We start from the raw sequence: 15,546 nt of genomic DNA on the forward strand, positions 1-15,546 counted from the left end.
TGTGCAGAATGGTAGCTTCAGTGAAATAGTGAATTGATGATTATCTGATTGCTTAACAGTTGTACCGTTGAACTCGTATTAGGCGATAACTACCTACAATAGTACCTAATGGTTTGTGGAGGCTCGCGTAGTCTAGCCAATTGAATTGACCACCAGAAGCGCGCGCTTGCAGACATCTAAATTACACAGCGGATTGTGGGGGCTACGAACCGCTTGCCGAGAGGTCATCACCACCGATGGCGTGAAGACCAGTTCGCCCATTCAGCAAGCTGATCGAAATTGATGTTTGCATTCCCGTCGAGATCGCAACGGGTTTGAGTGCTAGTAGCGCTGGCAGTACAGCGTTTCAGCGCCTAGTCAATCCTGAATTCACTTTGCCGGTTAATGAGGAGTGCTTACTAGCGGGGTGGAGTCTAGTCTATAGACTTTGGCTGGTCAATAAGTAGGCGTACATGATTTGAGGAAAAGTTTCAAAATATTTCGCCAGCGCATTAATTGCCCGCCCTACTGTGCGCGCAACTTCACCAAACGGCCTTTGCCCGGCGAGATGCCGCGTCGCGCAGTGACGCGCAGAAAAACCCTGCGCGTCAGACAATCAGCTTGCCCCAGTCGGTATGCCGAAGCTATGCTAAGCTTCGTTCAAACACTACGATTCAAGTCAGGGCCTGGCGACAGTCGCTAAGCCGCTTTACCGAAGGAAGCAATTCATGAGCAATTCCGCCAATTCATCGAACAACTCATCCACGTGGAGCCTGACCAAGATTGGGCTGATGGGATCGGCCATTCTGCTGGCGACGGCTGTCGCATCAGCTTTTTACAAATCCAAAGATAGTGTGGTCGGCGAGGCGCCCGTGGCGAGCAATGGGACAATGTCGAACGCGGCGGGCGGGAATCGTTCGATGCCAGCCAGCCCGGCGAATCCGGTCACGTTGCCCGCTACCGTCAGTGAGGCCTCGATCAACCTACTCGACGGCGGCGCCAAAAAATTCTCCGATTACAAAGGCAAAGTGCTGGTGGTGGATTTGTGGGCGACCTGGTGCGGCCCCTGCCGGCAGGAAATTCCACACCTCATTGAATTGGCGAATAAGTATAAAGGCGAAGGCGTCGAAGTGATTGGCCTCACCAACGAAGACCCGACTGCCGATGTCGAGAAGGTTCGCGAGTTTTCCAAACAATTCAAAATCAATTATCCGATTGGCTGGGCCGATCAGGAACTGGCCATGAGCATTATGCGCTTGGGCGGACGCCCCGGCATTCCGCAAACGCTCATCATTGGACGCGATGGCCGGGTGCGCAATCATTTCGTCGGGTTTGCCGCGCAAATCAGCGTGCCTCAAATGACGGCGGCACTGGAAGAAGCGATGAAAGCCGGCTAAATGTCGCCAGCAACTATTTTGAAGCAGCCGCCAGCAAGAGCGCGCGGGAAGCCAGTTTCCCGCGCGCTCTTGCTGTTTTCAGCTCTGCCGCAGCGCGTAAGCCAAAATGGCAATCACACTCAGGGCATCGGTGATTCCCCCTGCCCTGACCATCCGCAACGCTTCGGTAAACGGCACGCGGCGCACCTGCAATTTTTCTGTCCCCTCCGGCTGCGCTTCCCCTTGGGTCAAACCGGTCGCCAGATAATACAGCGCCGCTTCATCACTGACGGAGTTCGATAAATGCGCCTGTCCGAGCAGTTCCCAATGCGCCGCCGTCAAGCCGGTTTCCTCCAGCAATTCACGCCGCGCCGCCGCTAACGGTTCTTCCTCCATCGGACAACCGCCTTCGGGAATTTCCCATGAGTACTCATTGAGCGTGTATCGGTATTGCCCCACCAGCCACGTATAACCGTCCGCATCTAACGGCAGCACACCAATCGCTTTGTTTTTGAAATGCACCACCCCGTAAATTCCCGGCTGCCCATCGGGCCGCGTGACTTCGTCGTGCCGCACGGCAATCCAGGGGTTGTCGTAAACGAGCTGGCGTGTTTGTGTCTGCCAGGGATTCTCTTCCAATTTTGATGGCTCGCTTTCTGTGCAAATGATTCGGTGTTGCTGGCGTTGCCGCTGGCGCAGTCTAGCCGATAAGATCACTAGCGGGAAAAGCATGCGTATGAATTTGCAATGGCTAAAACGGCTGCTTGACTGGCGCGGCGGGCGCACCGCCGCCCCTGACGCCAGCGAAGTTGACGCGGCTAACGAACCGGCTGATCCGTATGCGGAACCTGTCGAACTCGAAATCACCGCTGTCTTCGACCTGCATACCATTCCACCCAAACAAGTCAAAGCCGTCGTGACAGAGTATTTGTTCCAAGCCCACGCGCGCGGTTTCATCAGCGTGCGCATCATCCACGGCAAAGGCCGCGGCGTGCAGCGTGAACTGGTGCGCGCGCTCTTACAGCGCACGCCGTTTGTGCGTTGCTATGACGATGCGCCGCCCACGGCGGGCGGCTGGGGAGCGACCAGCGCCGAATTGCTGCCTGCACCGGACGAATCCACCGACGGCAGTGGCGTGCGCCACTTGTGAGAGTCTGCGCGCGCAGTTAAGATTCGGGCGCTTTACCGACAGGCCGTTGCGTTTCGCTCCGACATAGACTGGGGCACGGCGCGCCAATGACTAACCCAAACCAAAGGATCGAGATTCGTGAATCGTTTCCGTCAGCTTATGCAAATGGCGACTTACGCCTGCCTCTTGGGCCTCTGTCTCGCCCCGCTGCTGGCTTGCAAAGAAGCCGCCCCAGCGCCGAACAACGCCGCGCTGGATTCCCTGCTGGCCGACGCCAGTTACGTCACCATCGCGCCCGGTAGTTTTTTGATGGGTTCGCCCGAAACCGAAAAAACCACTGACGACCTGGAACTGCGCGAACGCCCGCAACACCGCGTGACCCTCAGCAAAGGTTTCGAACTCGGCAAATACGAAGTCACGCAAGCCCAATGGGAAGCCGTGATGGGCACGAACCCCAGCCAGTTCAAAGGCGCCACGCTGCCCGTCGAAAACGTTTCCTGGAACGACGTGCAACTCTTTCTCGAACGTCTGGCGCCGCTCGATGATAAACACAGTTACGCGCTGCCCAGCGAGGCGCAGTGGGAATACGCCTGCCGCGCTGGCAGCAGCGGCGATTTCACCGGTCAGGATTTCGAAGAAGAAGAGTTTGAGGCGGAAAACGAAGCCCATGAAAAAGCTGGCGGCAAACCCGCAGAGCCGACTCGCGAAAAGAAGGAAGAACGCGAGCGCGAAGAACGTGAACGTGAAAAAGAAAAACGCGCGATCAAGCCGAAAGTAAAATTCCCTGCGCCGCAACGCCAGAATCCGAACGACACCATTCTGCAATCGCCCAAGTCTCCGGCTGAACTGGCGCGCGAAAAATACTTTGAAACGCCCGCCTATTATGAGCCGTTGCTCAAGCTCGGCTGGTTCGTCGTCAACGCGCAACGGCGCACGCATCCCGGCGGCGAAAAGCAGTCCAACGCCTGGGGTCTTTACGATATGCACGGCAATGTGTGGGAGTGGTGCGCCGATTGGTATGACGTAAATTATTACCGCACCGGCACGGCCACCGATCCGCCGGGTGCGCCCAAAGGCGAATACCGGGTCAACCGGGGGGGCAGTTGGCAAATCCCGGCGCGCATGTGCCGCGCGACGATCCGCGGCTTTGATTTGCCCACCTTACGCACGGCGGTGATTGGCTTCCGGCTCTTGCGCCGGACGAAATGACGCTCTTCATCTTTTTTCAATAGGATTCCTATTTATGCTGAACTTACCAACCTTCAAAAACGAGACGTACCGCGATTTTTCTGACGAACAGAACGCCCAGGCCATGCTCAACGGGCTGGCCCTGGTCGAAGCGCAACTGGGCCGCAGCTACCCGCTCGTCATCGGCGGTCACCACATTGAAACCGGCGACCTGCTCGCGTCGGTCAATCCGTCGCAATTCGAGCAAGTCGTTGGCCGCGTCCATCACGCTACGCAAGCGCACGCCGATCAGGCCATCGCCGCCGCTTGGGCTGCGTTCAAAAGCTGGCAACACGTCAGCGCCGAACACCGCGCGAACTTCCTGTTTCAAGCGGCAGCCAAGCTGCGCCAGCGCAAAGATGAATTCAACGCGTGGATGGTGCTGGAAGCCGGCAAATCATGGCTCGAAGCCGAAGCCGACACAGGCGAAGCAATAGACTTCCTCGATTTCTACGCGCGCCAAGCGTTGAAATACGATGCGCCGCAACCGTTGACGCCTTCGCCACTGCCGCACGAAGTCAACGAGGTGAAATACCTGCCGCTCGGCGTCGGCATCATCATTCCACCGTGGAATTTCCCGCTGGCGATCATGGCCGGGATGACCGGCGCGGCCATCGTCACAGGCAACACAGTCGTGCTCAAGCCTTCGGATGACACGCCGATCATCGCGGCCAAGTTTGTCGAGTTGCTGGAATCCATTGGCCTGCCGCCCGGCGTCGTCAACTTCCTCCCCGCCGATGGCCCGACCGTGGGCGAGTATCTGGTCAAGCATCCGCAAACGCGCTTTATCTCCTTCACCGGTTCGATGGCGGTCGGCTTGCGCATCAATGAACTCGCCGCCCAAACACAACCCGGCCAGCGCTGGATCAAGCGCGTCGTCGCCGAGATGGGCGGCAAAGACACCATCGTCGTGGATGAAACCGCCAATCTGGATGAAGCCGCGCAAGGTATCGTCGCTGCGGCTTTCGGTTTTTCCGGTCAGAAATGTTCGGCCTGTTCGCGCGCCGTGATCGTGGATTCGGTTTACGATCAAGTCGTCAACAAAGTCGCCGCGCTCGCCAGCCAACTCAAAGTCGGCCCGGTCAAAGACGTCGGCAATTACACCGGCCCCGTGTCGAGCAAGAAGGCGTTTGAGAAAGTGTCCGGCTACATCGAAGTCGGCAAGAACGAGGGCCGCCTGCTCGCGGGTGGCGGGCAACACGAACGCGCAGGCGAAGGCTACTTCATCCCGCCGACCGTCTTTGGCGAAGTTGATCCGCAGGCGCGCCTCTCACAGGAAGAAATCTTTGGCCCCGTGCTGGCCTGCCTCAAAGCGGGCGACTGGCAGGAGGGAATAAACATCGCGAATAACACGATCTATGGCTTGACGGGCGCGTTCTATTCGTCGAACCGCGCACGCATCGAACAAGCCAAGCGCGACTTCCACGTCGGCAACCTGTACATCAACCGTAAATGCACGGGCGCGCTGGTGGATGTGCATCCGTTTGGCGGCTTCAATCTATCGGGCACGGATAGCAAGGCGGGCGGGCGCGATTACCTAGGCTTGTTTTTGCAGGCGAAGTCGGTGGCCGAGAAACTGTAAGCTAAGCAAGTGAGATGAACGATGTCTCTAGCATTTGCACCAACGGTTTACTCTATCGAAGAGTATCTGGACTTTGAACGCGCTGCCGAGGAGCGCCACGAGTACCTCGACGGCTACATCTACAAGATGGCGGGTGAGGGCGAAGAACACGCTGACATTTGCGCAAGTCTGAGTGGTTTACTTTATACGCAACTCCGCGGCACGCCTTGCCGTGGCCGCATCGCTAACACCAAAGTGCGCAGCGGGCCGTTGCCACTCTCGCCGCGCAGCAGCAAAGGTTTGTTCTCATACTCCGATGTTTTCGTGGTCTGCGATCCCATTCAATATCACGATGAATTTCGCGACATCGTGATCAACCCAGTCGTGATCTTCGAGGTGCTTTCGCCTTCGACCGAAGAGTTTGACCGGGACATCAAATTCGAGCGTTACGACCGCTGGAATCCATCTTTGCAGGATTACCTGCTGGTCGCGCAGAACGCGCCGAAGATCGAGCATTACACGCGCCAGGCTGACGGCAGTTGGCGCTATCGTGTTTATCGCGGGTTGGAAGCGGGTTGCGTCATCGAATCCATCAAGTGCAGTTTGAGCTTGGCCGATGTTTACGAGCGCGTAACATTTCCACCGCCACCCACGCCCAAGTTACAAGTCGTACCAAAAAAACAGCCGCGCACCAGGAAGCAAAAACCAGCGGCAAAAACCAGCAGGAGCCAGAAAAGGAGCAAAAAGAAATGAAAGCAATTTCCACCGTGTTTTTGATGGCCATACTTTGGCTGATGACAGGCACAGCTCACGCGACGACGACGCTGACCATCGGCCAACCTGCGCCTGACTTCACGCTCAAAGACCTGATCGGCGCCAAGCACGTGCTCAAAGACCAGCGCGGCAAGATCACGGTCATCGCCTTTCTCAGCGTACAATGCCCAATTTCCAACGCCTATAACGACCGTATCCGCGCGTTGGCGGCTGATTATGCGCAACAGAACGTGAGCTTCCTGGCGATCAACTCCAGCGCGAATGAGGACGTCGCCGAGATCAAGGCGCACGCTGAAAAGCAGGGCTTCCAGTTCCCTATCTTAAAAGACAAAGGCAACAAAATTGCTGATGCTTATGGCGCGGAACGCACGCCCGAAATCTTTGTCGTGGATGCGCAAGGCATACTGCGGTATCACGGACGCATTGATAACCATCACCTGTTGGTTCACGTCAAAACGCACGACCTGCGCAATGCGTTAAATGAATTGCTGGCGGGTAAGCCGGTCAGCGTCCCCGAAGCTAAGGCGCTTGGCTGCATTATCAAACGCGAGCAACAAGCCGTGCGATACGGTACCGGGAGCGGTAGCGACCGGGTCAGTCTGAGCCCCTCCAACAGTCTGGCATCCTTCGTTCCCGCATATGCCAATACATTCGCGCTACAACGCCGCACCAGCCCGACGGCGAAAAAGCCCATGCCCAAAGCCAAAAGCGCCAGCACAGGCGCGGCTTCAAACATCGCCCTGCTCAAACCCGCGGCGTTCCCCAAGCTGCGCGACTCGTACAAAGGCAAAGTCATCGTGCTGAATTTCTGGGCGACGTGGTGCGCGCCCTGTGTGGCCGAGATGCCCGAATTCATCAAGCTGGATGCGGACTATCGCGGCAAAGGCGTGCAAGTCCTCGCCATCAGCGCCGACGATACGACCGACCTGAAAACACTGGTGACGCGCTTCGTCAAAGAGAAAGGCATGACCTTTCCCGTCTATGTGCAAGACACCGACGATCCGCAACAGATGATTGACCTGATCAACAAAGACTGGCCCGGCGTCTTGCCCGCGACGTTCATTTACGACAAACAGGGCAAGCTGATTCTGTCGCGCTTCGGCATCATTGATCGCGACCTACTCGTCAACACGGTTGAACAAGCTTTGAAGTAAGCCAGCACAACGCCACGCCGCCGCGCGTTTGTAAACGAAGAAGCCGTCCGGAGTTCTTTACTCCGGACGGCTTCTTGTTTCAGCGGGCGGTGCCCAGGATGTTTACAACTTGGGCGAAACAGGCGTGTCCCCGCTACGCCCTTGCCCAAGCTGGCGCAGGCTGCTGTCGCGGCTACAGGCGATATACCAATTGGCTTCGCCGCCGCGCCACACTGCGATGTCCGCCTTGCCATCACCGTCATAATCACCTGCGGCCGTTTGATCGCCCGCCATCCCCCAAAGCGTGACGCGGTAATCATTCGTCGCGCTTTGCCAGATATACCAAGTGCCATTGGTGCCGCGCCAGACCGCCAAGTCCGTTTTACCATCACCATCGTAGTCATTCGCCACTGGCACATCCGTGCCCAAGCCCCACTGCTTGACGAGGTATTGGCCGTCACTGCTGCGCTTCACCAACCACGTCCCGGTGCCACGGCGGAAGACGGCCACGTCCGACTTACCATCGCCGTCGTAATCGCCCGGCACCGGCACATCGTTGTATGGCGCGGCGCTCGCGCCCCAGGTCACCGCATCAACCATCCCATCCGAACTGCGCCCTGAATAGAGGATGTACCAGACGCCGGTTGAACCCCGCCAAACCGCGATGTCCGTCTTGCCGTCGCCATCGTAATCGCCCGGCACCGGCACGTCCGTCGCCAAACCCCATTGCTTGATGAGGAAGCCGCCGTCGCTGCTGCGTTTGACATAGAACGTGGCGTCCGCCGGACGGAAAACCGCCAGATCGGTTTTGCCATCGCCGTCGTAATCACCGAGCAACGTCACGTCGCCTGCGGTCCCCCAAGTCTGATTCACGGCCTGTTGCGTGGTGCTCTTGAGAATGCGCCAGACGCCCTCATTGGCGGACCAGAGCGTCGGATCGGCCTTGCCATCGCCGTCATAGTCCGCCTGCAACGCCAGCGCCGCCGCCGCGCTACCGATGTTCAGCGTGTAAGCGCGCTGGCCCGAGCAGTTGTTCGCATCCGTTGCTTTAATGGTGAAGTTGAACGCGCCCGCCGCCGCCGGATAGCCATACAGCAAGCCCGCCGCCGCGATAAACGTCAGCCCTGCGGGCAACGCGCCCGCCGTCATGGCGTAGCTGTAACTCCCGCTCGGCGTAGCCGCGACCGCTTGGCTGTAGAGCTGCCCCGGTTGACCGTTCGGCAGCGACGCGGGCAAGGTGATCATCGGACACGTGCTGCCCACGATCGTGCCGCTATAAAGACGGCTGCCCGTGCACGCGCCAAAACTCGCCGCCGTGAGCGTGAAGTTGTACGCCCCCCCACCGCTGGAGATCGTCGGCATGCCGCTGATGACGCCGGTCGCCGCATTCAACGCCAAGCCTGCGGGCAACGCGCCCGCCGTCACAGCGAAGCTGTAGCCACCACCGGACGGCAACACGCTGACGGTTTGATCGTAAGCCGTGTTCAACACCGGCGGCGGCAACGCGGCCAGCGTGATGGAAGGACAGCCCACCACCAGCGTGTAGCTTTGCGTCGCCGCGCAGCCATTGGCGGTTTGCGCTTTGAGCGTGAAGTTGTAACTGCCAGTCACACTCGGCAAGCCGCCCAGCACGCCCGTCACCGCGTTGAGCGTCAGGCCGCTCGGCAAGCTGCCGGTCAACAGTGCAAAGCTATAACTGTCCGCAGGCGACACGCCGATGGTTTGTGCATACGCCGTGCCCGCCGTGCCCGCTGGCAAAGTCGCCGTGGTGATGGTCAGCCCGGCACAGGCCATCACAACCGTGTAATCGCGCGCGCCGCTGCAACTCCCCGCCGCCGCCGCCACGCGGAAGCTGAACGTGCCGCCTGTACTGGGCACGCCGCTGATGACGCCCGTCGCCGCATTGAGCGTCAACCCCGTTGGCAAGGCTCCGCTGCTCACGCTGTAGCTAGAACTCCCCGCCGGACTCGCGCTGACGGTTTGACTGTAGGCCGTGCCCACCACCCCACCCGGCAAACTCGCCGGATTGATCGTGATAGTTGGACAACTGATAGACACCGCATAGGCCTGTGTCGCCAGACAACCGTTGGCGGACTGAGCCTTGACCGTGAAGTTGAAACTGCCCGCCGCTGAGGGTGTGCCGGTCAACGAGCCGTCGTTGCCCAAGCTCAATCCTGACGGCAGCGTGCCGCCCGCCAGTGCGTAGCTGTAAGTGCCGCTGGGTGTCACGGTCAGCGTTTGGTTGTAGGGCACACCTGCCACTCCGTTGGGCAGAGAAGAGAGCGTGAAGCTCGGGCAGTTGACGGCCACGGTATAAGCCCGCGTGCCTTGGCAACCATTGGTATTGAGCGCTTTGATGGTGAAATTAAACGTGCCTGCTTGTTGGAGCGTGCCAGTCAAAGCCCCCGTTTGCGCGTTGATCGTCACCCCGGACGGCAAGCCGCCGCCCGCCAGACTGAAAGTGTAGCTGCCGCTCGGTGTCACGTTGATCGTTTGGTTGTAGGCTGCGCCGGGTTGCGCATTCGTCAACACATCGCTCAACGTAATGACCGGGCACCCGACCGTTAATTGGTAATCGCGGAAGCCACTGCATTGTCCGCCGAAGCTCGTGACGGTGAAGCGGAAGTTAAAGGTGCCGGTTTGTGTCGTCGTGCCCGTGAGCGCGCCTGCCGCCGACAAACTCAAACCTTGTGGCAAGGTGCCGCTGCTGATGGTGAAGCTGTACGAGCCGCCTGCCGGCTGCACCGAGAGGGTCTGGTTGTAAGCGACGCCGGGTTGCGGATTGGGCAGCGTCGCCGGACTAAGCGTGAGCGTCGGGCAAGTGATCGTCAGCGAGTACGCTTGCGTGCCCGCACAGCCGTTGCTGCCGTCGGTGGCTTTGACCGTAAAGTTGAACGCACCGGTTGTCGTCAACGTGCCCGCCAACAATCCATCCGCGGTCAGCGTCAGGCCCTGTGGCAGCGTCCCACTGAGCAGGCTGAACGTGAAACCCGTGGTGCTGGCGAACCTCGCCGGCCTGGCGGGCAATTCGTCGTAAGCCGCCGTGAGTTGCTGACTGTACGCCGCGCCGATTAAGCCGCCCGGCAAAGAGGCGGGACTGACAATGACGTTCAGGCAATTGATCGTCAGCGCATAACTTTGCATGCCTGTGCAGTGATTGGCGTCGGTGGCCGTGAGCGTGAAATTGAACGTGCCCGCAGTGCTCGGCGTCCCCTGCAACGTGCCATTCGTGAGCGTCAGTCCTGGCGGCAATGTGCCACTGACAGTAAAGCTGTACGGGCCGCTGCCGCCGCTGGCCGTGAAGGTCTGCGTATACGGCACGCCCGGCAACCCCGCCGACAATGCGCCGGGGCTGAGCGTGAGAGTTGGGCAAGGTGCGGGCAGCGCTTGCATTTCCACCGCGCCGATGTCGCTGCCGTCACCACTGTTAGCATTGGCAGTTCCCGGTTGATCGAAGGGCCGCGTTTGTCCGCGTTGGTCAGTCGTCACATTGAAGCTCTTGCCTTGATCCAGCGCCGGGCTGCCTGTCAGCAATGCGTGCGTTGGCGTGAATCCGCCGTTGTTTTGCAATGGGCCGAGTTGCGGATTGAGTGGCGCAGCAGCGGTGCCGGTCTGATCGCCCGGTTGATTGAAGGCGGTCACGGAACCGCGATTGCCAATGAGGTTGTAGCCCTGCGAGCTGATTCCTCCATTCCCATCGGCGATGTCCGGGATGACGGTGTTGTTCTGGTTGCCGGCAATAATCGAATTGCGCACCGTCGCGCTCTCCAAGTAAAACAGCACGCCACCCGCACTGCCTGCTCCGACCGCCACGTTGTTGGTAATCGTGCTATGGGTGATCGTGAGGTCAATTTGGGCGAGGATCCCGCCAGCATTGGTGTCGCCGCTGCCAGTCACACGATTGCCGCTGACAGTTGAGTTAATCAGGCTCAACGAATAACCGTCAATCCCGCCGCCCGCAACGCTGCCCGCCGCCGTATTGTTCGAGATCGTGCTGCGCTGCACGGTGAGCGTGCCGTTACTGTGAATCCCGCCCCCGGTCGCCTGCGCTGTGTTGTTGGTGATCACGCTGTTCGTGAGATTCACTGTGCCCGCCGACTCTATTCCGCCACCGGCTGAACCGGCAGTGTTATTGGCGATCACACAATCGTCGAGACTGAGCGTGCCAAATTCCTGGAAGATCGCGCCGCCGCTGTCGGCGTTGCCATCGGTTAGCGTCACGCCGCTGATGCTTACCGTGTAAGCTGCCGGATAGTTATAAGGAATGTTCAAAACGCGACTGGCGTGATTGCCGGAGATCGTCAGCTTGTCTGCGCCTGGACCAATGATCGTCAGGTCCTTGGCAATCACCAGCTCAGCCCCGCCGAGCGCGATGATGCGTGGCTGATTGAAATATGCCGGGTCGAAGTTGATCGTGCCGCCCGGACAGACATCGGCAATCGCCTGCCGCAAGCTTCCCGCGCCGCTGCCATTGGTATTCGTCACCGTGCGACTTGGACATGCGCTCACTTGGAAGGTCGCATCGGTCGTGGCACCGCAGTTGTCGGTAGCGCGAATCGTGATCGTGTGAGTGCCACTGTTGGCGTTGCCAAGCGTCACGATGCCGGTGGTGTTATTAACGGCAGCCGTGCCGGTGAAAGTGCCGCTGCTTTGCACGACGATGGAAACGACAGAGCCATTATCGCCGGGGCCGGTCGCCGGATTGAGCGTCGTGCCGGTGCCGGTGAGCAACAGCGGAGGATTGTTATAGCTCAAGGTGGGCGCGGTGTTGGCCGTCACGCCGACGCTTAAGATCGCCGTAGCGGCGTGCCCGGCGTTGTCCTGCGCGGTCAACGTAAAGCTGGCGTTCGCTGCCCCGCAGGCTGCCACAAGGTCAGCCGTGACGGTGTCGCCTGTTCTGACGATATTCGAGACGGTCACTCCGTTGGAGGGATTAGCGCTCGTCACGGTGACTGTCACGCCTTGCGCGCCGCTTTCGAAGGCGTTCACCAGGGCGATGACCGAATTGGAGGCCGAGCTTTGCTGTCGTGTCAGACCGGGCTGCGCGTTGACGAGCAGTGGGAGGTGGCTGGCGCCGTTGAGTTCAAACGCGCCGATGTCCGCGTTATCTCCGCCTGTCGCTGGCGCGCTGCCGGAAAGATCAAACGGGCGCGCCACGCCGCGTTGATCCGTGGTTGAGCCGAAGCTGTTGCCTTTATCGAGCGCAGGGCTGCCAGTCAGTAAAGCGTGTGTCGGCGTTGTGCCGCCATTCAGCGCCAAGGGCGCGAGTTGTGGATTGAGCGGCGCAGCGCTATTGCCGGTCTGATCGTTGACCTGGTTGAAAGCCGTCACGTTGCCGCGATTGCCAATCAGATTGTAACCGCCGGAGCTGAAGCCCGTGCCGTTACTGTCGGCCACATCCGGCAGCGCGGCATTGTTCCGATTGGCGGCGATGATCGTGTTGCGCACGGCCATCGTTCCGCCCGTCACATAGATGCCGCTCGCGCAGCAATTCCCGCTGGCATTCAAATTGTCGGTGATCGTGCTGTTTGTGATGGTCGCTGTGCCATTCGACCGGATGCCGTCACCGTTGTTGCCGTTCAATAAAACCTGGTTGCCGCTGATCGTCGAGTTGGTGAGGCTCAACGTGCCCTCGTTTTGAATCCCGCCAGCCGTGTGGTTGCCATAAGCGGTGTTATTCGAGACCGTGCTGCCATCCAGGGTCACCACGGCACTGTTGTAGATGCCTCCGCCCAGAGCCGCTCGATTCCCGGTGATGTGGCAGTTGGTCACCGTCAAATTGCTCTGGTTCCAAATGCCTCCACCCTGAAAACCGGTGCTGCCGCCGCTGATCGTCATCCCGCTCAAACTTGTCACGCCAGCTCTGATCCAAAAGACAATGCTTGCCCGATTGCCTGAGACGGTCAGCTTGTCGGCGCCCGGCCCCATCACCATCAGCGTTGTCTGGATGGATAGCTCTGACCCGCCAAGCGTGATCGTCTGCGGTGTGTTAAAGAGCGCGGAGAACTGAATCGCATCGCCCGCGGCAGCAGCAGCAATCGCTTCGCGTAGCGAGCAATCGCCGTCACACGCGCCATCATTGGTGTCAGCGGTTTTGGTGACGGTCAACAACCTCGTCTCAACCGCTCCGATGTCGGAGCCGTCACCGCCTGAAGCATTGGGGACAGTCGGATTATCGTAAGCCCGCTGGCGTCCGCGTTGATCCGTGATTGAGCCGAAGCTATAGCCACGGTCAAGCGCGGGGCTACCAGGCAGCGGCGTCTTGTTCAGCGTAATGCCGCCGTTGGATTGCAATGGGCCGAGTTTAGGGTCGAGCGGAGCCGTGCTATTCCCAGTCTGATCGCCCGTGTAATTGAACGCCGTCACGTTGCCGGGATTGCCAATCAGGTTGAACCCACCTGATGGAGCCGGAGCGCCACCGGGATCGCGCAGATCCGGAATGGTGGAATTATTTTGGTTCGCGGCGATGATCGTATTGCGCACCAACATCAGCCCGCCGGCATTCAGCAGCCCGCTGGCACTGCTTGCCCCGGCAGCCGCGTTGTCCGTAATCGTGCAGTGGGTGAGGTTCACCGAGAAATTTGATCGGATGCCCCCTCCGTTGGCGCCGCTGTTGCTGGTTGCGCGATTGCCGCTGATGGTCGAATTGGTGACAGTCATTAACGTATCGTTTTCAATCCCGCCGCCTGCATCACTGCCATTGGCCGCGTTATTCGCAATCGTGCTATTGAGAATCGTCAGCGAGCCTCGATTGGCAATGCCGCCACCAGTGCTGGCGGTGTTGCCCGTGAGATAACAATTGGTCAGCGTCAAAGTGCTGCGGTTCAGAATGCCGCCGCCCTGACCGCTGTTGGCGCTGCCCACGCCGTTTCCGCCGCTGACGGTCAGTCCGTTCAGGCTGGCCGTCACACTTGGGTTGATGCTGAAGACGCGGCTTGTATTGTTGCCGGAGATGTTGGGATTGCCCAGACCAGCCAGCGTCAGATTCTTGCTCAAGACGATTTCGCCGCTTGTTAACGCGATTGTGCGCGGCGCAGCAGCGAAGAAATCCGGATCAAAGAAGACATATCCATCAACCGCTGAATCTGCCACGGCTTGCCGCAGACTGCCCGGGCCGCTGTCGTTGGCGTTGGACACCATCGGCAGAAATTCGAAAGCGCCGATGTCCGCCCCCGCTCCGAATGGGCGGGTGAAACCACGCTGGTCGGTCGCGGGAGCGCCATTGCCATTGGCACTCAAACGCAACCAGTCAAGCGCCAACGAATTGGGTCTGAGCGCGTGCGTTGGCGTGGTTCCGCCGTAATCGCCAAGCGGATAAATGCGCGGGTCGAGCACCGACGATCCATCGTTACTACCCGTCAGATCATTCTTGGCGGCAGTGAAACTCGCTGCGAAATTCGGATTGCCGATCAGGTTGTAGCCATCTGAAACAATACTATGCGTGAGGTCCCAAAGGTCTTCGCTGCCTGTGGCATTGGCCGCGATGATCGTATTGCGCACCCGGACTGTCCCGCCAGAGCAAACGAGGTTGCCGGCATTCGTCACGATGGTGCTGTTGGTCAGCGTGACCGTGCCGGACGTCGTCGCGATGCCGCCACCGGCCAGGCTGTTATCCGCTTGATTGCCGCTGATGGTTGAGTTGGTGACGCTCAGCGCGCCAGCATTGTAAATGCCGCCGCCGCCAGTGGAGCCATTCCCTCTGTTATTCGAGAGCGTGCTGCCGAGCAGCGCCACTGTGCCTTGATTATTGATCCCACCGCCGGGAGCGCCGGTGTTGGCGGTGAGGTGACAACCGGTCACGGTCAGCACGCCTTCATTGTAAATGCCGCCGCCCGCGCCATTGGCGAGACTGCCTGCGCCGTTTCCGCCGCTGATCGTCATTCCGCTCAAGGCGACCGTCGCCCCCGAACTAATGGTGAAAACGCGGCTCGCCTGATTACCGGTAAGCGTCAACTTGTTCGCACCCGTCCCCGTGATCGTCAGGTTTTTGTTGATGAGAAGTTCCGCCCCGCTGAGAGTGATGGTGCGCGGCTGGGCGAAGAACGTCGCATCAAAAGCAATCGTGTCGCCCGATTGCGCGCTAAAAATGGCTTGCCGCAACGTGCAATTTCCGCCGGGGCAACTGCCACCGCCGTCCGTGTTGGTCGTTACCGTGATGGTATTGGCAAGCAGCGCCACTGTGGCTAGCTCGGAGTGCGCGGCTGGCAGATTTATCTTGTCTATCCAATTAAACCTTGAAGCTTGCCCCGTCCGCACTTGGGCAGAGCTGCTCCAGAGCGCCAAGCCAAACACTCCCGTGAGCGTCAACAATAGGGTCGTCATTCGTCGTTGCATACACGTATCCTCTGCTTGATGGTTGCCCACCTG

General features: G+C 59.4%; 7 protein-coding genes and 2 pseudogenes. 7 read left to right on the forward strand and 2 right to left on the reverse strand.

Annotated features, from left to right (window positions below; all coding sequences use genetic code 11):
• Positions 1-707: 707 nt before the first annotated feature.
• Complete coding sequence (locus HY011_07205; protein ID MBI3422712.1) at positions 708-1,376, forward strand: TlpA family protein disulfide reductase; 669 nt, start codon at positions 708-710, stop codon at positions 1,374-1,376.
• Between the two features lie 78 nt (positions 1,377-1,454).
• On the opposite strand, the gene HY011_07210 is transcribed toward HY011_07205, so the two are convergent.
• Entirely contained in the window at positions 1,455-2,087 is a 633-nt protein-coding gene (locus tag HY011_07210) for an NUDIX hydrolase (GenBank protein MBI3422713.1), read from the reverse strand.
• Between the two features lie 4 nt (positions 2,088-2,091).
• Here HY011_07210 and HY011_07215 point away from each other — a divergent pair, with 4 nt between their 5' ends.
• The 6 genes and pseudogenes from HY011_07215 to HY011_07240 all read left to right on the forward strand — a co-directional run bounded on the left by HY011_07215 (position 2,092) and on the right by HY011_07240 (position 7,200).
• Positions 2,092-2,505, forward strand: coding sequence for a Smr/MutS family protein (locus HY011_07215; GenBank protein MBI3422714.1), 414 nt, complete (start codon positions 2,092-2,094; stop codon positions 2,503-2,505).
• A gap of 138 nt (positions 2,506-2,643) precedes the next feature.
• A pseudogene (locus tag HY011_07220) lies at positions 2,644-3,093 on the forward strand (formylglycine-generating enzyme family protein).
• Between the two features lie 351 nt (positions 3,094-3,444).
• Positions 3,445-3,693, forward strand: a pseudogene (locus HY011_07225) (formylglycine-generating enzyme family protein).
• Positions 3,694-3,727: 34 nt separating this feature from the next.
• Positions 3,728-5,293, forward strand: a complete 1,566-nt coding sequence (gene pruA / locus HY011_07230) for an L-glutamate gamma-semialdehyde dehydrogenase (GenBank protein ID MBI3422715.1) — start codon at positions 3,728-3,730, stop codon at positions 5,291-5,293.
• 21 nt (positions 5,294-5,314) lie between these two features.
• Positions 5,315-6,025: a Uma2 family endonuclease gene (locus HY011_07235; GenBank protein MBI3422716.1), complete on the forward strand. Its 711-nt coding sequence runs from the start codon at positions 5,315-5,317 to the stop codon at positions 6,023-6,025.
• Positions 6,022-7,200 (forward strand): redoxin domain-containing protein, encoded by a 1,179-nt coding sequence (locus HY011_07240; protein MBI3422717.1) that lies wholly within the window; start codon positions 6,022-6,024, stop codon positions 7,198-7,200. Before HY011_07235 ends, HY011_07240 begins: the two co-directional genes overlap by 4 nt.
• Before the next feature lie 102 nt (positions 7,201-7,302).
• On the opposite strand, the gene HY011_07245 is transcribed toward HY011_07240, so the two are convergent.
• A complete protein-coding gene (locus tag HY011_07245; GenBank protein ID MBI3422718.1) occupies positions 7,303-15,513 on the reverse strand; it encodes a putative Ig domain-containing protein in 8,211 nt (2,736 codons plus the stop codon).
• Positions 15,514-15,546 lie beyond the last annotated feature (33 nt).

Source organism: Acidobacteriota bacterium, from assembly GCA_016196035.1.
Taxonomy (GTDB): Bacteria; Acidobacteriota; Blastocatellia; order RBC074; family RBC074; genus JACPYM01.